This is a genomic window from Roseibium sp. JB4-4 (assembly GCF_055693425.1).
This window is the reverse complement of the sequence record NZ_CM146333.1, coordinates 776,545-794,546: the sequence shown is the minus strand read 5'-3', so window position 1 is coordinate 794,546 and position 18,002 is coordinate 776,545. Positions and strand designations below refer to the sequence as shown.

The window sequence follows — 18,002 nt, the reverse complement described above, 5'->3', positions numbered from 1 at the left end:
CAGAAACCCGCAATGATTGGGAACCTTTAACTCAAGCTGGAAACTTCTGGAAGACTTTATGCAAAAAATCCGCTGGTCTTCCTTCAGTTATTGCTAACGTGCATCAGTTTTTCGCAGCAAGCACTATGAAATTGCTCAAAAAAAGACGCCCTGCTATCTGCAGGGCGCCCAATGTCGATGGCGAAAGGTCGTTCAAACGTTGCTGTCGGGAAAAGATGCCTTACGTTTGGCCATGAAATCCAACAAGGCATCGTCGATGCCAGGGTCAAGATCAGGTCCCGAATAGGCCCTTAACTGTTCCTTCCATCGCGAATTCGCACGCATTGCAGCATCCAGTTCGCCGTCTGCGAGCCATTGCTCATATGAGTTGTTGTCGGCGATCGCTGAGCGATAGAAAGCGCTCTCGAAATTGCGCTGCGTGTGCGAGGCGCCTAGGAAATGGCCCCCGGGTCCAACTTCTTCCAAGGCATCCATTGCCAGGCTCTCATCGGAGATATCTATGCCCTTTGCGAGCACGTGCATCATGCCAAGCTGATCGGCATCCATGACAAATTTCTCGTAAGAAGAGCAAAGACCGCCTTCCAGCCAACCTGCGGAATGGAGAGCGAAGTTCACACCTGACTGAACGGTCGCAAGGATTGTTTGCGCAGATTCTTGCGCGGACTGTGCGTCAGGGCTCTTCGACGCGGTAAATGATCCTCCCGAACGGAAGGGAAGATTGAGCCTTCTGGCCAGTTTCGCAGCTCCGTTGAGCAGCAATGACCCTTCCGGGCTGCCGAATGTTGGGGCTCCGGACTGCATGGATATGGAGCTGACAAAGGCTCCGAAGACAACGGGGGCGCCAGGCCGCACAAGTTGTGTCAGAGAGCAACCGGCCATTGCTTCGGCCAAAACTTGAGCGAGTGTACCGGCAACGGTGACCGGGCTCATGGCGCCCGCCAGAATGAACGGTGAAACGATGCATGCCTGATTGTGCCGGGCGTAGACTTTAAGCGCTCCAAGCATTGTGGCATCGTAGACAAGCGGCGAGTTCGCGTTGATAAGCTGGATCATGACACATTTCTGGTCGACGAAGTCTTCGCCGAACACGATTTGCGCCATCTTCACCGAGTCTTCCGCACGTTCAGGAGCCGTTACAGAGCCCATAAAGGGTTTGTCGGAATACTTGATGTGTGCATACACCATATCGAAGTGGCGTTTGTTGACCGGTAGGTCGACAGGCTCACAAACGGTGCCGCCGGAGTGGTGCAGCCAAGGCGACATATAGGCAAGCTTCACGAAATTCCTGAAATCTTCAATGGTACCGTAGCGGCGGCCCTGGTCGAGATCAGTTACAAATGGGGGGCCATAAACCGGCGCAAAAACAAGGTTATTGCCGCCGATTTCAACATTTCGGGCAGGATTGCGCGCGTGCTGGGTGAATTGCGAGGGTGCTGATTTGAGGATTTCACGCAACATACCTTTCGGAAAACGAACGCGTTCGCCGTCGACCTCAGCGCCGGCGGATCTCCAGATTTCGAGAACTTCGGGATCCTCTCGGAACTCCAGTCCGATCTCAGCAAGAATCCTGTCTGTGTTCGCCTCAATCCGGGCGGCCCCTTCATCGGTCAGGACTTCATAGTTGGGAATGTTTCGTGAGATAAATGGAACAGCTATTGCGCCGGGGCCGGCTTGGCGCCTTTCTCTACGAGCATTCCTACCGCGTCGGCCAGATGGGGCGGCGTCAGACATTTCGTGTCTCCCAGTACAAATTTTAGTTGGCGTAGTCTCAATCAGGCGCATTTATAACCGGGCATCAGATGCGTCGCACAATGCCGTAAATGCGTCATGTAGCTTTGTTGCTGTGCTTTCACCAGTTTGTCCATTGACATTCTTGGTTCAAAAGGGAAAACAGCGATCGCAATGCAAGGCCTGCTTTGCTGACAGAGAGCTTGCGGACCTTCCCGAAAAATTTGAAAAGAAAGACAGCTGAATGTCCAAGCTGGAAAGCCTTTTGTCCCGACGCGGAGCGCTTCTTGCCGATGGAGCCATCGGTACCAATCTGTTTGACATGGGGCTTGTCTCAGGTGATGCGCCAGAGCTTTGGAATACGGACGAGCCAGAAAAGATCAAGGCCTTGCACAGGTCCTTCGTTGACGCTGGTGCTGATATCATCCTGACGAACACGTTTGGATGCAACCGTCACCGTCTCAAGCTACATGCGGCTCAGGATCGCGTGAACGAACTCAACAGTATTGGTGTACAGCTGGCACGCGAGGTCGCCGAGGAGACCGATCGTGAAATCCTCATCGCCGGTTCCATTGGCCCCACTGGCGAGCTGTTTCAACCTCTTGGCGCCTTGAGCTACCAAGAAGGCGTCGAGGCATTCAGGGAACAGATCGAGGGTCTGAAGGACGGCGGTGCAGATGTTCTCTGGGTAGAAACAATGTCAGCTGTAGAGGAGATGAAGGCGGCTGCTGAAGCAGCGAGCGAGTTTGATCTGCCACTTGTGATAACCGCAAGTTTTGATACTGCTGGCAAGACCATGATGGGCCTTGCTCCTGCAAGCCTTGGTGAGTTGCAAACCCAGTTTGCGTGTACACCGGTCGCGATCGGTTCCAACTGCGGTGTCGGAGCGTCGGACCTACTGGCGGCCATCATGGAAATTACTGAGGCGTATCCTGATGCGATTGTTGTCGCCAAGGCCAATTGCGGCATACCGCAAATTCAAGGCGACGAAGTCGTCTATACTGGCACACCCGAATTGATGGCGAAGTATGCTCACATGGCGATGGATGTCGGAGCGCGCATAATTGGGGGCTGTTGCGGAACGTCGCCAAGTCATCTTGCAGCCATGAGAAGTGCATTGGACAATCATAAGGCCGGGCCACGTCCAACGCTTGAAACAATGATTTCCGAGATTGGTCCGCTGGTTTCTCCGCCGAATAAGAAAGCAGATGCGGCGCGTGCAGAAGGTGAGGCTGCAGGAGCCGGCCGCCGCAGAGGACGGCGCCGTGGTTGAGACTCGATCTACATCATAAACTTTGGTTCTAAAAGGCGCTCAATGAGCGCCTTTTTTGTCTGCCAGCCCTTCACTCCTATTGCGATCTTCAAAGTGAAACCCTAACGAATCCAAAGCTCGGACGACCGCATCGACGTTGTGGCCACAAATGGAAATCTAAAAGTGCGCTTGATTGGTTTCATCCTCGTTTTCATCGCATCGACTTTACCGCTTCTTTGGTACTGGCCATTGCTTTTATCCAGCGATCCGATTGCGATTTTCAGTCAATACCTCGGATCCACCGCACTCATTCTGATGGGAATTAACCAGTTCATCGCCACCCGTATGCCGGGGCTGGAATTCGTTTTCGGGCCACTTGATCGAGTTTACGTCTTGCACAAGTGGTTAGGTATCACCGCGATGGTGTGTCTCGGCCTGCACGACATCATTGACGCAGAAATCGATGGACTGCGAGGAGGGCCTTTGTCAGGAATCGCGGAAGACATCGGGGAGGTCGGTCTCTACGGCTTACTCATATTGACCATTGCTTCCGTGATCACCTTCATTCCATACCATCTTTGGAAATGGAGCCACAGGCTGATTGGAATTTTCTTCTTTTTCGGGGCGTTTCATTTTTTCTTTATCGAAAAACCATTTTCAAATCTGGAGCCGCTTGGTCTCTATGTTTCCAGCTTTTGCCTCATCGGCATATTGAGTTACCTCTGGATGGCGGTTCTCCGCCCTGTAGCAAGGCTAGGGCATGCTTATAAAGTTGCATCCGTCAGGCATCTCGGCGATTTGACGGAAGTAATCCTTCACCCTCAGGGGCAGGGCCTGAGACATGAACCCGGGCAGTTTGCATTTCTTTCAGTTAACGCAGTTGGTCTTTCCGAAGAACATCCTTTCACATTGAGTGCGGCGCAGACCCAAGATCGAGCATTGCGGTTTTCAATCAAGGAACTTGGGGACTACTCACGGCGCCTTCGTAGAGAGCTAAAGGTTGGAATGTCCGCCAGAATTACGGGCCCCTACGGTCACTTTACCATGCCAAAGGGAAGTGGTCCCCAGGTTTGGATTGGGGCTGGGGTTGGGATCACACCATTTCTTGCATTCACGGAAAGCGTGAAAACTCGAGAGAGCGGCCACGTGAAACTCTATTACTGCGTGCGAGAGCGTGGCGATATTCCCTATGCGCGCGAGTTGGAAGAGATTGCAATGAAGGCTGACAATCTCGAACTCATCATTATCAACTCAAACGAAGGCGTTCGTCTTTCAGCAGAACGTATCGTCGACGATCTCAGTGGACGGCTCTCGCAAGCACATGTTTTCTTTTGTGGGCCTGTTGAGATGCGCAAGGGCTTGAAGAGAAAATTGGTTTTGGAAGGGCTACCTGTCGGTCGATTTCATTTTGAAGAATTTGAGATGCGAACAGGTGTTGGCTTGAAACGATTGGCGATCTGGCTTTGGAACTATGGAGCTCAGGCGTATGAAAAGCGCAGACCCAAACAGGCAAGTCCGGCAGAATAGTCAATTCCTTCGGCTCGTCTCACTGGGACATTGTCGCCACCCACGAAGCGTTTGATAGTCTTTCACAGCTCTTGTCGCCAAATCGCCGCTTGCATTTCGCGCTTATTGACGTTTACGTAAATGATGGAGAATTTTTCCACAATTTTGAATGAGATATGAGGTGCAGATGAAGCCGGTCATGACAGCTGTGGACGTAATGGCTTTGCTGGACAAGGAGTTCCCGCAGATACATGCAGGTGGCCGGGTGTACTCGATCGACGGTGTTTCATCTGGTGTGGCAGTTGTGCGATTGAGTGCAAACGAAATGCACTTGAGGCCAGGGGGAACGGTATCCGGTCCATCAATGATGTCGCTGGCCGACTTAGCAGCTTACGTGGTCATACTTGCACATATTGGCCCTGAGGCTCTCGCGGTGACAACCAATCTAAATATCAATTTTCTCCGCAAACCGAACCGGGGAGATCTTCTGGGCACTTGCCGTCTCTTGAAGCTCGGCAAGAGGTTGGCTGTTGTGGAGTGCACGATCGCAGGTGAGGGTGAAGAAGCGCCGGTTGCACATGCAACGGCGACCTATTCAATACCACCGAGATGATTCATCTGAGTATTTGGATGTCACGCGGATTGCCTTGAACTTTCCTGGTCAAACAGTCCCTCCAATTTGGGCGTGTATTCGACCACCTGACCTCGGCCCGAGCGTTTGGCAGCATAAACAGCGAGGTCGGCCTTGTGCAGTGCCGACTTTTCCGTGTCCCGGGTGTTCGTAAGATATGCTCCAACGCTCAGGCTCGGAACGAATTCAATGTCTTTGTGCCTGTAGGGCGCTTGCGATGCCTCCAGAATAAGCGAACACCGTTCTCGAAACAGGCCCCTGGAAACATCTGGCATCAGAATTACAAATTCATCGCCCCCATAGCGACCTATCAAATCGGTTTCCGTTCTGATGCAGTCATTCAGGACGGAAGCTATGTGTTGAAGCAGTTTGTCTCCCGCTGCATGACCATACTGATCGTTCACTTGTTTGAAATAGTCGACGTCCACAAAAAGAATGCCAAGATTTCCACCTGCCTCCGGCGATGCGAAAAACCGTGCCAGATATGTCGAAACAGTGTCTCTGTTATAGATGCCCGTTAGCTTGTCGTAACGAGTCAGTTCAAGCAGCTGCTTGTCCTTTCGCATGATTTGGCGTGTTGTTCGGATATAGGCAGCTGCTGGGAACAAGCCGATGAGCAATGTCCCCAGAATGAGATATCCGCTGATTTGTTGAAAAACCTCTTCCAACTCATCTTCGAATTTCGTCACGTCTACATAGACCTCAATCGCGCCTATGGCCTCACCTGAAGGAAGGACAGCGGGTAGGTAGACCTCAACATAAGTTTCAAGCTGCGAGGTTTCTGTTTCATGGTCTTCTTTTTCGTGAACAAAAACGAGCGGAAGACCGCTTTCATACACACGGACTGCGGTGGCATTTACGGCAGTCGAGGGTTCCAGGACACCCTTGTCGGAAAGAAGTGTTCGCACACCCTCCCGATTGAACATCTCAAAACGGATAACGTCGACCAAGGCAAACGAACTTTCCAGTCGGTCGAGTTCGGAAGGTGTGGCAACTCCCTTTTCGACCATCCGGCGCGAACTCGGCGTCGTTGCGAAGAAGTTTTCGGCCCAGTTGAGTGCACGCACTTCAGCGTTCTTGCGAATGGCAACCTGGACTTGCCAGTCAATAAGTTCGTCAAGTGCTGCTGCCACAAGCACCACAACGGCAATCGTGCCCGACAACGCGAATAGGATCGGCTTACGGTTTTCCCTGATCAGGCCGGCCAAACCCATGATATCGCCTCCGGTCATTTGCGGAAATACCTTAGGGGGCAACGCTTAAGCGCGAGTAAAACCGCTCAGCCTTTGTCGAATTATCGCGAAGAAGGGGCCTACGATTTGAAACATGAATTTTGTGGTATTATAATACCGTTTTTCTAAGTTATTGAAAAATATGAGAAAAATTCAAAGAATGTTCATTTTTTGTAATTGACGGTAATAGTCTGTCGGCGTATAAGCGCACTCGAACGAATTCAAGGTCCGTTCGCAGGCTTTCTCTTAAGTCGCGCGGACCTTTTCTTTAACCGACCAATTATGGATCAAACCCATGAAGACCTACTCTGCCAAGCCGGCTGAGGTCGAGAAAAAGTGGATCTTGATTGACGCAGAAGGCATGGTCGTCGGCCGTTTGGCTGCCTACATCGCCAACCACCTGCGCGGCAAGCATCTGCCGACCTTTACACCTCACATTGACACCGGTGACAACATCATCGTCATCAATGCTGACAAGGTGGTGCTCACAGGCCGTAAGTACGACAACAAGAAATACTACTGGCACACTGGCCACCCGGGTGGCATCAAGGAACGTACAGCTCGTGCGATCCTGGAAGGCCGTTTCCCTGAGCGCGTTCTGGAAAAAGCTGTCCAGCGCATGATGCCAGGCGGTCCTTTGTCCAACAAGCAGCTGAAGAACCTCAAGGTTTATGCTGGTCCGAACCACCCGCACGAAGCTCAGTCGCCGGAACTCGTCGACGTTAAGGGCCTTAATGCAAAGAATGACGGCAAGAGGGCTTAACGATGGCTGAGCTGCAATCCCTGGAAGAATTGGGCGGCGCGGTCGAAACCGCAGCCCCTGAAGCACCGGTCCATGTTCAGAAATTGGACGCACAAGGCCGTGCATATGCGACCGGCAAGCGTAAAGACGCAATCGCGCGCGTCTGGATCAAGCCAGGTACTGGCAAGATCGTGATCAACAAGAAGGACTACACTGAGTATTTTGCTCGCCCTGTTCTTCAGATGATCCTTCAGCAGCCGGTCATGTTGACGGACCGTGCCGGCCAGTATGACGTCATCGCGACTGTTACTGGCGGTGGACTTTCCGGTCAGGCTGGTGCTGTGCGTCATGGTCTGTCCAAGGCCTTGACCCATTACGAGCCGGAACTTCGCGGTGTTTTGAAGAAAAACGGCTTCCTTACGCGTGACAGCCGTGTTGTTGAACGTAAGAAGTTCGGTAAGCGCAAAGCGCGCCGGTCGTTCCAGTTCTCCAAGCGTTAATCGCTCAAAAGACTGTTGCACCAAATATCTTCAAAGCCTGCCGGCTTCCTCCGGCAGGCTTTTTTGTTTCTGCGACTTTGGGCTTAGGCCCTTTTGTCTTTTCCTGTTTAATGGGCAATTCGGATCGACCTTGTATTTGGCAAATGACATCCGACACCCATCGGGTTTTGCGACCGAACCGTCCTAAGGCGTCATGAACCAGGCCAAATTTCTCACCGGAAGCTTATTCCGCCACATCACGGTGATGTCTTTGACCTCTTCGGTCGGCCTCATGGCGATTTTTGCGGTCGATTTTGTCGACATGATTTTCATCTCAATGCTTGGCAAAGCCGAATTGGCGGCCGCAGTCGGGTATGCCGGGGCTATTCTCTTTTTCACCACATCGTTCAACATAGGCGTCGCCATTGCCGCTGGTGCGCTCGTTGCCAGGGCACTGGGAGCCGGAGACAGAGAGCAGGCACGTCAACAGGCGGCCAACGCTTTGACGGTTGGCGTAATCTTCTGCAGCGTGTTTGCTGTCGCTGTCTGGTTTTTGTTGGACGAACTCGTGTCGCTTATCGGCGCACGTGAACAAACTCACGAGCTTGCCGTTCATTACCTTGCGATCATTGTGCCCACATTGCCCTTGCTTCTTCTGGGCATGGCGGGCGGCGCAATCTTGCGAGCCCATGGCGATGCCAAAAGAGCGATGATGTCGACGATTGCCGGCGGCCTGGTCAACGCCGTTCTAGATCCTATTTTGATTTTCGGATTGGATCTCGAATTGACCGGCGCCGCACTTGCAAGTGCGGCATCTCGCGTTGCAATTGCCTTTTTCGCGGTTGCACCGATAATCCGCTACCACGGCGGATTGAGCCTGCCCAATCCGAAAAAGCTGCTAATCGATCTTCCTCCCATTTCAGCGATCGCCTTTCCAGCCATCCTAACTCAACTCGCGACACCCGTTGGACAAGCCTGGGTTACCCGATCCATGGCCGAATTCGGGGAGGAGGCCGTTGCCGGCATGGCCGTGGTGGCCCGCATGTCACCGCTTGCCTTTGCGACAATATTTGCCTTATCCGGGGCAATCGGGCCGATTGTCGGTCAGAACTACGGTGCTGCGAAGTATGACCGGGTTCGTGGTGCTCTGAGAGAATCGCTGTTGTTTACCGCTATCGTTGTCGGGACGGCAGCTCTTGCGCTCTATTTTCTGCGCGGTCCGATTGCCCATTTGTTTGACGCCAGCGGTTTGGCACTCACATTGATCTATTTGTTTTGTGGTCCGCTCGCGCTCGCGTTCTTTTTCAACGGAGCGCTCTTTGTGTCCAACGCGTTTTTTAACAACCTTGGCAAGCCTTTTTACTCCACCTGGATGAACTGGGGCAGGCACACGCTTGGAACAATCCCGTTCGTTTGGATCGGGGGCGCTCTTTTCGGGGCACCCGGTGTGTTGATCGGTCAGGCCGCTGGAGGGATCGTCTTCGGGATAGCCTCATTGATCCTTGTGCGCCATGTGATCCGCAACGTGGAAATCCGACAGGAGGAAGTCAGCGGTCCAGGACTGTTTCAACGCCAGGCCCGGCAAGTTGTATTGTTCTTTTCACGAAGGTGAAGATGACTTGGAGCGTGACCAGGCTGGTGTCATAGGTGACGTTCCATGTGACTTTTTGCTGCTGATACGCAGCAGCTTCTGAAAATTGGGGCACTCCATATGGGACGGGGCAGGGCACTCGGCGACGTGACGGATCATGTCGCGCAATGAGCTCAGTCGCTGGATCTGCCGGTCCAGTTCATCCACGCGCACGTGAAGTTTTTGACGGGAAAGCGCAGGGCGGCCATCCGGGCCAAACATTGCTTTTATCTCGTCGAGTGAAAATCCGCCGGCTTTGCCAAGGTTGATCAGTGCAAGCTGATCAATGACTTCCGGCGTGAAAAGACGCTTCATGCCTCTGCGCCCGATGGAGGTGATCAGGCCTTTGTCTTCATAGTGGCGAAGGGCAGACGCAGCGATGCCCGTAGACTTCGATATTTCAGAAATATCCAATAATTTCATCTCTTGACCTCAAGTCGACTTGAGCTTGTAGGGTTGCGCAATTCCGATAGAAGTTCAAGGACAACGAACGTGCCCACGAATGCGCAAACCTCACTTCCTCCTCTCTGGTTACAAAGAACCACGATCGCTTTGCTTTTGGTAGCGACCCTCAAAATCATGGCAAACGCGACCATCAGTCCAGCATTGCCCGGACTTGAGGATATATTTTCCGACAATGCCCAGGCCGCCTATCTCACGCGCTTTCTTGTGGCAGCACCATCACTAACGGTGGTTCTGATTGCACCAATTGCCGGGGTGGTCGCGGACCGGTTTGGTCGTGCACCCATTCTGGTTGCAGGTGTCGTGCTGTTTGCGTTGAGCGGCAGTGCGGGCGCTTATCTGCCCGATCTGACGTCCGTTCTGGTCAGCCGACTTATTCTTGGGGTTGCCGTTGCCTTGACCATGACGGCTCAAATTGCCCTGGTTGGCGATCTTTTTGAAGGCAATCGCCGCAGCGCATTCATGGGCTTGCAAACAGCGGCCATTAATTTCAGCGGTTTCTTGTATATTGGGTTCGCTGGTTTCCTGGCAGGTTATTCGCCTCGCTGGCCATTCTTGATCTACGCTTTGCCGTTTTTGCTCTTGCCGCTTCTGTTGCCTTTGCTGCATCGGGAAAGACTGGATGCGGCTAATCGGGAACTGCCGGTCGAAGGTCAAAATGCAACGACTGAAGGAAATTGGTTCTTGCGTGCATCAGCCTTGTCGGTACTCACAATGGCAACAGTGATGCTTTTCTTTTTGATGCCAAGTCAGCTGCCATTCTTTCTAACTGAGAACGGATTGGATGGAGCATCTGGTACGGCTTATGGTTTAGGCGCACTGACGTTGACAGGCGGCTGTGTGGCCGTCGTGTTCAAGCGTATTAGCGGTGTCATGGGGCTGTGCGCAACATTTTCAATCGGCTTTGCTCTCATGGGCACAGGATTTGCGACACTTTCCCTGGATGCAAGCTGGCCAACAGTTCTGGGTGGAGCTGTGCAGATTGGCGCAGGCTACGCGCTGGTACAACCGGCTCTCTTTCTGGTCGCATTAAATGTTGCGCCCCAAAGCAAGCGTGGCAGAGTTTCAGGAATGGTTACGACTGCTATGTTCTTGGGCCAAGTCATATCACCTTTGTTACTGACACCGCTGCTTCAAGGGTTCGGGTTCGGACAGGTCTTCTTATTGTCGTCGATAGCGCTCTTTGCATTTGCTTTCACAGCTCTTTGCACCCTTGTATTTCAGGCAATCGCGCTTCGGATATCTTTGCGGCCCCAGCCAGACCGGCAATAGGTCGGATGACAGACCGGCTGACCTCATGTCTTAGATGGCGACCCGGAGACGTATGTCTCAACAATGGAGCGATCATCGCCCAAAGTCTGCAGCACGAACAGTTCTTCTGAAAGTGTTTCGACGGTTTCCATGCGCAAAGCCATCGGAGGAGTAGCATGGGCATTCAACACCACGACGTCTGCATCCGTTCCTGGTTCCAGTGTTCCGATCTTGTCGGACAGAGAAAGAGCTTCGGCATTTCCCAGTGTCATCCAATAGAAACTGGTGAGCGGATGCATGCGTTGGCGTTGAAGTTGCAGAACTTTGTAGCCCTCGTCCAGTGTCCGAAGCATTGAATAGTTCGTACCGCCACCGACATCGGTTGCGATTGCCGTCCTGATGCCAGCACTTTCCATACCTGACTTGTCAAAAAGGCCGCTACCCAGAAAAAGGTTTGAGGTTGGACAAAAGACCGCAATCGATCTGGTTTCCCGCATCACCTGGAGTTCGTGACCTGTCATGTGGATGCAGTGGCCGAGCAGTGTTTTGGAGCCGAGCAGTCCAAAGCTCTCATAGACGCCGAGATAATGAGCCGCATCTGGATAGAGCTCCTGCGTATAGGCAATTTCATTGTGGTTCTCGTTGATATGCGTCTGTAAATGGCACTCAGGGTGTTCTTTCAAAAGTGTTCCGGCTGCTTCCAGCTGTTCCGATGTAGAGGTGATGGCAAATCGAGGAGTGATGACGTAATGAGCTCTGCCGCGTCCATGCCACTTTGAAAGAAGGGCTTTGCTGTCGTCATAAGAGCTTTGCGCCGTATCACACAGTTCGGGTGGCGCATTCCGGTCCATCATGGTCTTACCGCCAAGCATTAGCATGCCGCGTGCTTCTGCCTCCTCGAAATAGGCATCGACCGAATTTGGATGACTGGAGCAATAGGCAACGGCTGTCGTCGTGCCGTTGGCAAGGAGCGCGTTGTAGAACTCGCCGGCGATCCGCGTGCCATGGTCCTTGTTCGCAAAGCGAATTTCCGCTGGAAACGTGTAGTCGTTGAGCCAGTCGAGAAGCTGATCCGCCCAGGAGGCGATTACCTGAGCTTGAGGAAAGTGGATATGCGTGTCGATGAACCCAGGGATAATCAGGTGCGGCCGGTGATCCACAACTTGCGTATCGTCCGGTGCATTTGAGAAAACTTCCGAGTACGTGCCGCGTTCCAGGATTTTGCCGTCCGAAATCAGCAACGCACCATCCGGTTCATAAGAATAGGAGTTGCTGTCGTCCGCTCCCTGAGGAGACGCCTGGAAAGTGAGCAGCCTGCCGCGCAGGATTTTGATGCTTTGATCAGCCAAATAAATGAGGGCCTTGTCCCGATAAGGATTGGAAATGGATTCGCCAACACACGAGTTTAGTCGTGTGGCCGAACTGGAACAACGATAACTGAAGGCGATCACTGAGATCAGCGCGAACAGCCCAACATCTGTGTGGTCAGGCGGTTGGCAATGTCACCACTTTTTTGGTGTCAGCAACTTTTGCTGCAGGCTGTTAAAAAAACCTGTCGGCTTGTTGTATATTTGGCGTACTTCGCTGTCGCTCGCAGTGCGTGGAGCACGCGTTGTCGTCGTCGAATATGAGTTGAGCGCTTCTTTGTTGATCTGAGATTGCGCAAATGACGGGACGGCCTTTGTCAGCAACAGAGTGTTTGATCGGAAGGGGCCGCTGCCATTCACGCCTACGTAGCTTGATCGCTCTCCGCCGACTTGGATGAAAAACTCTCCATTGATTTGACCCTGCGAAGCCTTCGCAGAAAACTCGAATATCGCTGTTTTCCCCGCGGCAATAGCCTGCATCTGTTCGTAGGGTCGGCGGGTGTTGCGATCGAAAAACGAGACTTTGACCTCAACCGGGATCGCCAGATCGTTCTTAACAGGAACAATCGCAAGGTCGACAATTTCCATTGCGATCATTAGTCCTCCAACATCCGAAGAGGCCAATTGGATGGCATTGCCGGAGGGCAAAATGAGACTGTTCTCTTGACTGCTGTCGGGTGTCGTGGGCAAGCCCGATTTGAGAGGTTGATAAGGCGTAACAGTCATGATCGAGGCAATGACGCCGGCCCCAACGGCAAATCCTGCCCTTCGGTTGTTTGGCTGGAAAACGAAGCACAGCAAAACGCCAAGAACGACAACAATTGCAAAGACATAGAGCGGGGGAACTGCCAGATCGAGATGACGGGCCGAAACGGAAGTCATCTTGAGAACCGCTGAAGCTTGTTCCTTCTGTACGATATCGGCAATGGCCGTGATGGTTCCTCCGATCGCAGCACACAGATAGACGGTCATCATTGTGACCGGACTTACCGACCCGGAACGACTTTCCTGATTGGACTTCTTCTTTCCCTTGACCGGTGCTTGCGCCGAGGTTTCCTGAGTATCAGACATCCTGCGCCTCCAAAAATACTAAAAATAACGTAGCGTAAAGTGTGAGTTACTTCAATCCAGAAGACACTTGGATGCGATGCTCATCTTTAAGTTGATGATGGAAGTGTAGTGGTCTCCAGTCTTGGCCGTGATGAGAGCGAGGATCATTTGGCTTGCGTCGTCGGTTACCTCATCAGGGCCATTCGCATTTTAGGCACTGAAATTCGCAGACCTATGGAATGTCCCCACAAATGGGAGATGCAGTAAACGGGTTTGACGAAAGGCTGTCGCTGCCTGTGAAATTCCGAAGTTCGAACCGACCGATTTTATCCTATGCGCAATCAGACGGTTATGACAGAAATACGATCTGGCTCACCTCCAAAAGCGCGCTCGACGCCCCAGGATAAAGACATGACATCGGATTTGCCTCGCCCGACCGACAACGCATTCTTGGGAAAGAACGTCAAAGGAGGCTCGCACGAACCGACTTATGCCGGTGCGCTGTCGTTCATGCGGCGTCGATACAGCAGGGATTTGTCTGATGTCGATCTGGCGGTATGGGGCATTCCTTTTGATGCTTCGGTTTCGAACAGACCCGGAGCGCGTTTCGGCCCGCAGGGCGTTCGCCGGGCCTCCGCAATTTTTGATGGCGACCCTCAATACCCTTTTCAAATGGACCCCTTTGAAAACCTCGCCTGCGTAGACTATGGCGACTGCGTTTTCGACTATGGAAAAAATGCAGACATTCCGGGGCATATCCAGGCACAGGCGTCCGAGATTCTATCGAGCAACACGCATCTGTTTTCTATCGGAGGCGATCATTTTGTCACCTATTCGCTTTTGAAAGCGCATGTGGCAAAGCACGGACCGCTTGCACTCGTTCAATTCGATGCGCATCAGGACACCTGGTCAGACGAAGGCGACCGAATTGATCATGGCACCTTTACAGGACGTGCGGTGCGGGAAGGCCTGATTGATCCGGAGCGTTCCATTCAAGTTGGTATACGTACCCACGCCCCCGAGACTTGCGGCCTGGAGATTGTCTACGGTCACGAGATGGATGATCTGGGTATCAAGGGTGTCGTTGAGAGGATCAAGGATCGGGTCGGGGGAGGAACAGCATACATGACGTTCGATATCGACTGCCTGGATCCGGCTTTTGCACCTGGTACGGGGACACCGGTGTCTGGTGGACTTTCCTCACGAGAGGCTTTGTCCATCTTACGTGAGCTCGGAACACTGAATTTTGTTGGGGGCGATGTGGTGGAGGTTGCACCGGCGTATGACCATGCGGATATCACCTCAATTGCAGGTGCGAGTGTTGCCTTGACCTATATCGGGCTCCTGGCAGAGCGGAAGGCCAAAGAAACCTGATTAACCGTCATGACCGGATTAGAGACCCTGAGACTATCTCAGGCGCTTTGCAGTCCGGACCTGGAATTGTCGTTCACTGCTTCGATAGACCAGAACCGGTAAAGGGCGGTTTTGTCCTGCATGATGCTGTGAAGATGGATCAACTTGCGGAAACAAACAAACTGTGTGGCATAGGCGATCGTAAGGCCTGAAAGCGCGAGCAGTAGGGACGCTGTGAAGCCGCCTGTCATCGCCACAAGTGTTCCGGTCCAAAACACGAGGTAAAGGGTGGTGATCCTGAAATTCAGATTTTGTGGGATTGGAACCACCATTCGGTTGAGCCAGACCCTTTCTCCAAAGCTGACCCTGCGTGCCCACCCACTGCGCTTTTCGGTCGCAATGAACAGACGTGAAAGAGCCAGAAACCCTGCCATTACCGCGACCGCGATCAAAATAGACCCAAAAGAGCCGAGCCACACATGCGTCCACAAGGCTGCGGTGAGCGCACAAGGTGCAACGATTTTGATATAGGTGACCATTGCAGAAGCCGGCCTTGCCATGGCTCCATGAGCACGCAGTTGCAGCGTTGGCTGCACCGGTGTGCGCGTCATGTGCTCATTGGCAATAGAAAGGCTTGGACGTTGTGTGGTTTGCATCTCTGGTACTTGCTGGTCCCGCTGGCGTGATCATAGCCGGGATATGACATGATAGGCAAATAACATCCGCTTCAAAATTGACCAGGAGGAGTTCCGAGTTTTCAGGGTATTCAAAGGAAATATATTGTAAAAAATAACAGTAACTTTAGTTTTGCAGTCGTGGAACCTAAACGTTTCTAGAACAGGTATATATTTATCAAAATAACTGTCAGTTTTACGGGGGTAAAGCTGTGTTTTGTTTCGTATTCATTGTTTTTTAGTTCCGGCTAAGCGAATATCGATTGCAGTTCAGATGCAACCGGCAGGGTGAATGAATGGACTTGCCTGAGAGCAAGCATGTCGAGAACGTTGCGAATGCAGATGATCTCGTCTCATTGGCAACCGAGCTTGCCCGGCTCAACAAGATCAGCCATCTCGGCAGAAACGATGAGCTCCGGCCAAATGGGGCCTGGCTGACTACGCTCGTTAACCGGGTGGCCGACTATATTTTCGTAAAGGACCGCCACAGCCGTTTTGTCATGGCTAACCGTCAGATCGCTCTCGACATCGGTTGCGAGGCCAGTTCGGACCTGATTGGTAAAACGGATCTGGATCTCCATTCCCAATCCATAGGCAATGCCTTTCTTTCTGCCGAAGATGAAATCATGTCGTCTCAAGAGGCGAAATACGATTTCGAAGAACTCCTCATCCTACCGAACGGCAGACGAAAGTGGTTTTCGTCTTCCAAGTTTCCCGTGATCGACGGGGAAGGGGCAACCGTCGGCATTGTCGGTATTTGCCGAGACATTACTGCGCGCAAAAATGCAGAACTATTGCAGCAAGGTCAAAATCAAGTCCTTCAAAAAATAGCGACCGGAGCGCCGTTGAGCGATGTGCTGGATACTCTGGTCTTGGCAATAGAAAGTCAGACCGAAGGGATCGTGGGGTCGGTGATGCTGCTTGACGAGAGTGGTCAACACTTGCTCAGCAGTGCTGGACCTTCTTTGCCAAAGGCTTACCTCGAAGCTGCCAATGGTGTTCCTATCGGGCCAAAGGCCGGTTCGTGCGGGACAGCGGCTTTTCGACAAGAGTGCGTTATTGTTAAAGACATATTGAACGATCCCCTGTGGGAAGACTTCATCGAGATCGTGTCACAGTTTGATATGCGTTCCTGCTGGTCGATGCCATTTTTCGGGCAGGACACGAAGCTCCTCGGTACATTCGGCCTCTATTCAAATGAGGTGCGGGCACCCAGTGACTATGAACAGAACCTGGCACGGGAAGCTGCGCGCCTGGCTTCCATCGCCGTTGAAAGGGACAAGGCCGAAAGCCGGATTCGCTATCTTGCAAATCATGATGTTCTGACAGGCCTTCCCAACCGGCATGAATTCAAGGCCAAGCTTGAACAGAAAATTGCTACCTGCCACGAAACCGGCGGTCCAGTTGCAGTTGTTTTTGTCGACCTGGATAATTTTAAGATCGTAAATGACAGTTTCGGACACGCCATTGGCGATCAGGTGCTGATGATTGTCGCCGAGCGTATCATGTCTTTGCACGGTCACGAGCATGAAGCCATCCGTTTCGGCGGCGACGAGTTCGTTTTGATTTTGGATCGCGATGCAGCGCAAAAGGGTGAACTGGCCAGTTTCATGGGCCGATTGCGTGATGAGATCATCAAAACAATTCGTATTGGAGATCTTTCCTTCCATATCACCTGCAGCATCGGGGCTGCTTGCTATCCTGAGGACGCTGCAGATGCCGCCGAACTGTTGCGGAACGCAGACAAGGCTATGTTTGAGGCCAAGTCGTCGGGGCGGGATGGTTTCAAGGTATTTGAACAGACACGTCCAGAAAAGTCGCTGAACCGTTTGACCTTGCTTGAAGAGATGCGCACCGGAATTGAAAACGGTGAATTTTTCCTCGAGTACCAGCCGCAATACAATCTGGAAAGCGGACGTATCGTTGGCGCCGAAGCTCTCGTTCGTTGGCAGCATACCGCGCTGGGCCGCTTAATGCCGGCAGAGTTCATTACTCTTGCAGAGGACAGTGGTCTGATCGTGCCGCTCGGCCGGTGGGTAATGCATGAAGCTTGCCGCCAGAACAAGGAATGGCAGGACAAGGGCCTCGCACCTATCTCTGTCGGCGTTAACGTATCCGCAAGGCAATTCCGGGAGACGGGTCTCATCTCAGATGTCTCGGCAGTTCTTGCAGATACTGGCCTGCCAGCACAGTTTCTGGAACTCGAATTGACCGAAAGCCTGTTGATTCAGAATGCCGAGCAGGCTGTGCAGTTGATGGAGAGTTTTCGGCACATCGGATTGAACCTGGCTATTGACGATTTTGGCACAGGCTATTCCAGTCTGGCATCATTGAAGAAATTCCCGCTGACGAGGCTCAAAATCGATCAGAGTTTCATCCGGGATCTCGACTTCGATGAAAGCGACCGCAGTATTGCACGCGCGATTATTTCGCTCGGGCGGGAGCTGGGGCTTTGCGTGGTTGCCGAGGGCGTGGAGACGGCAAAGCAGCAGGCGTTTCTCGCAAGCTGCCGGTGTGAAATCGTCCAAGGGTACCATTTCGGCCGTCCGATGAGTGCGGACAAATTCGGCAAACTGCTGTCGATGACCTTAGTTTCGCTCGATGCCCGTTCGGGTCGATGAGTAACAGATTTGGGCGTTTGTTAA

Annotated in this window: 15 protein-coding genes; 9 read left to right on the top strand and 6 right to left on the bottom strand. The window is 52.5% G+C overall.

The genetic code is table 11. The features are described 5' to 3' along the window. Positions 1–192: 192 nt before the first annotated feature. The gene (locus ACZ1HV_RS03640) at positions 193–1,731 is read right to left on the bottom strand and encodes a trimethylamine methyltransferase family protein (protein ID WP_472717343.1); all 1,539 of its coding nucleotides are present in this window, start codon (positions 1,729–1,731) and stop codon (positions 193–195) included. 241 nt (positions 1,732–1,972) lie between these two features. Between ACZ1HV_RS03640 and bmt the strand changes: the two genes are divergently transcribed. The 3 genes from bmt to ACZ1HV_RS03625 all read left to right on the top strand — a co-directional run bounded on the left by bmt (position 1,973) and on the right by ACZ1HV_RS03625 (position 5,099). Beyond that, the gene (bmt, locus tag ACZ1HV_RS03635; protein WP_472717342.1) at positions 1,973–3,001 is read left to right on the top strand and encodes a betaine--homocysteine S-methyltransferase; all 1,029 of its coding nucleotides are present in this window, start codon (positions 1,973–1,975) and stop codon (positions 2,999–3,001) included. Between the two features lie 162 nt (positions 3,002–3,163). Continuing rightward, positions 3,164–4,507: a ferredoxin reductase family protein gene (locus ACZ1HV_RS03630; RefSeq protein WP_298820853.1), complete on the top strand. Its 1,344-nt coding sequence runs from the start codon at positions 3,164–3,166 to the stop codon at positions 4,505–4,507. Between the two features lie 166 nt (positions 4,508–4,673). Then, positions 4,674–5,099 carry a PaaI family thioesterase gene (locus ACZ1HV_RS03625; RefSeq protein WP_298820851.1) on the top strand — a complete coding sequence of 142 codons (426 nt, stop codon included), beginning with the start codon at positions 4,674–4,676 and terminating at the stop codon, positions 5,097–5,099. A gap of 20 nt (positions 5,100–5,119) precedes the next feature. On the opposite strand, the gene ACZ1HV_RS03620 is transcribed toward ACZ1HV_RS03625, so the two are convergent. Next, entirely contained in the window at positions 5,120–6,331 is a 1,212-nt protein-coding gene (locus ACZ1HV_RS03620; protein WP_298965245.1) for a GGDEF domain-containing protein, read from the bottom strand. 313 nt (positions 6,332–6,644) lie between these two features. Here ACZ1HV_RS03620 and rplM point away from each other — a divergent pair, with 313 nt between their 5' ends. From rplM to ACZ1HV_RS03605, 3 genes are all read left to right on the top strand, one after another. Further along, positions 6,645–7,112 carry a 50S ribosomal protein L13 gene (gene rplM / locus ACZ1HV_RS03615; protein WP_298820847.1) on the top strand — a complete coding sequence of 156 codons (468 nt, stop codon included), beginning with the start codon at positions 6,645–6,647 and terminating at the stop codon, positions 7,110–7,112. Positions 7,113–7,114: 2 nt separating this feature from the next. After that, positions 7,115–7,591 (top strand): 30S ribosomal protein S9, encoded by a 477-nt coding sequence (gene rpsI / locus ACZ1HV_RS03610; RefSeq protein ID WP_298820845.1) that lies wholly within the window; start codon positions 7,115–7,117, stop codon positions 7,589–7,591. A gap of 193 nt (positions 7,592–7,784) precedes the next feature. Continuing rightward, positions 7,785–9,182, top strand: a complete 1,398-nt coding sequence (locus ACZ1HV_RS03605; RefSeq protein WP_298965242.1) for an MATE family efflux transporter — start codon at positions 7,785–7,787, stop codon at positions 9,180–9,182. On the opposite strand, the gene ACZ1HV_RS03600 is transcribed toward ACZ1HV_RS03605, so the two are convergent. Next, positions 9,171–9,623: a helix-turn-helix domain-containing protein gene (locus ACZ1HV_RS03600; protein WP_298820841.1), complete on the bottom strand. Its 453-nt coding sequence runs from the start codon at positions 9,621–9,623 to the stop codon at positions 9,171–9,173. The genes ACZ1HV_RS03605 and ACZ1HV_RS03600 overlap by 12 nt on opposite strands. Positions 9,624–9,692: 69 nt before the next feature. Here ACZ1HV_RS03600 and ACZ1HV_RS03595 point away from each other — a divergent pair, with 69 nt between their 5' ends. Next, complete coding sequence (locus ACZ1HV_RS03595) at positions 9,693–10,934, top strand: MFS transporter (RefSeq protein WP_472717341.1); 1,242 nt, start codon at positions 9,693–9,695, stop codon at positions 10,932–10,934. Positions 10,935–10,957: 23 nt separating this feature from the next. On the opposite strand, the gene guaD is transcribed toward ACZ1HV_RS03595, so the two are convergent. After that, a complete protein-coding gene (guaD, locus tag ACZ1HV_RS03590; RefSeq protein ID WP_472717340.1) occupies positions 10,958–12,262 on the bottom strand; it encodes a guanine deaminase in 1,305 nt (434 codons plus the stop codon). A gap of 153 nt (positions 12,263–12,415) precedes the next feature. Beyond that, on the bottom strand, positions 12,416–13,351 hold the full coding sequence (locus ACZ1HV_RS03585; protein WP_472717339.1) for a hypothetical protein: 936 nt from the start codon (positions 13,349–13,351) through the stop codon (positions 12,416–12,418). Between the two features lie 390 nt (positions 13,352–13,741). Between ACZ1HV_RS03585 and speB the strand changes: the two genes are divergently transcribed. After that, on the top strand, positions 13,742–14,704 hold the full coding sequence (speB, locus tag ACZ1HV_RS03580; RefSeq protein ID WP_472717338.1) for an agmatinase: 963 nt from the start codon (positions 13,742–13,744) through the stop codon (positions 14,702–14,704). 38 nt (positions 14,705–14,742) lie between these two features. Here speB and ACZ1HV_RS03575 read toward each other — a convergent pair whose 3' ends face one another. Beyond that, positions 14,743–15,339 carry a DUF6653 family protein gene (locus ACZ1HV_RS03575; protein ID WP_472717337.1) on the bottom strand — a complete coding sequence of 199 codons (597 nt, stop codon included), beginning with the start codon at positions 15,337–15,339 and terminating at the stop codon, positions 14,743–14,745. A 314-nt stretch (positions 15,340–15,653) separates the two neighbouring features. Here ACZ1HV_RS03575 and ACZ1HV_RS03570 point away from each other — a divergent pair, with 314 nt between their 5' ends. Beyond that, the gene (locus ACZ1HV_RS03570) at positions 15,654–17,978 is read left to right on the top strand and encodes a sensor domain-containing protein (protein WP_472717336.1); all 2,325 of its coding nucleotides are present in this window, start codon (positions 15,654–15,656) and stop codon (positions 17,976–17,978) included. Positions 17,979–18,002: the final 24 nt, after the last annotated feature.

Coding starts and splice junctions, on each gene's coding strand:
- ACZ1HV_RS03640 (WP_472717343.1), bottom strand. CDS start 1,731: ATGTCTGACGCCGCCCCATCTGGCCGACGCGGTAGGAATGCTCGTAGA.
- bmt (WP_472717342.1), top strand. CDS start 1,973: ATGTCCAAGCTGGAAAGCCTTTTGTCCCGACGCGGAGCGCTTCTTGCC.
- ACZ1HV_RS03625 (WP_298820851.1), top strand. CDS start 4,674: ATGAAGCCGGTCATGACAGCTGTGGACGTAATGGCTTTGCTGGACAAG.
- ACZ1HV_RS03620 (WP_298965245.1), bottom strand. CDS start 6,331: ATGGGTTTGGCCGGCCTGATCAGGGAAAACCGTAAGCCGATCCTATTC.
- rplM (WP_298820847.1), top strand. CDS start 6,645: ATGAAGACCTACTCTGCCAAGCCGGCTGAGGTCGAGAAAAAGTGGATC.
- rpsI (WP_298820845.1), top strand. CDS start 7,115: ATGGCTGAGCTGCAATCCCTGGAAGAATTGGGCGGCGCGGTCGAAACC.
- ACZ1HV_RS03605 (WP_298965242.1), top strand. CDS start 7,785: ATGAACCAGGCCAAATTTCTCACCGGAAGCTTATTCCGCCACATCACG.
- ACZ1HV_RS03600 (WP_298820841.1), bottom strand. CDS start 9,623: ATGAAATTATTGGATATTTCTGAAATATCGAAGTCTACGGGCATCGCT.
- ACZ1HV_RS03585 (WP_472717339.1), bottom strand. CDS start 13,351: ATGTCTGATACTCAGGAAACCTCGGCGCAAGCACCGGTCAAGGGAAAG.
- speB (WP_472717338.1), top strand. CDS start 13,742: ATGACATCGGATTTGCCTCGCCCGACCGACAACGCATTCTTGGGAAAG.
- ACZ1HV_RS03575 (WP_472717337.1), bottom strand. CDS start 15,339: ATGCAAACCACACAACGTCCAAGCCTTTCTATTGCCAATGAGCACATG.
- ACZ1HV_RS03570 (WP_472717336.1), top strand. CDS start 15,654: ATGGACTTGCCTGAGAGCAAGCATGTCGAGAACGTTGCGAATGCAGAT.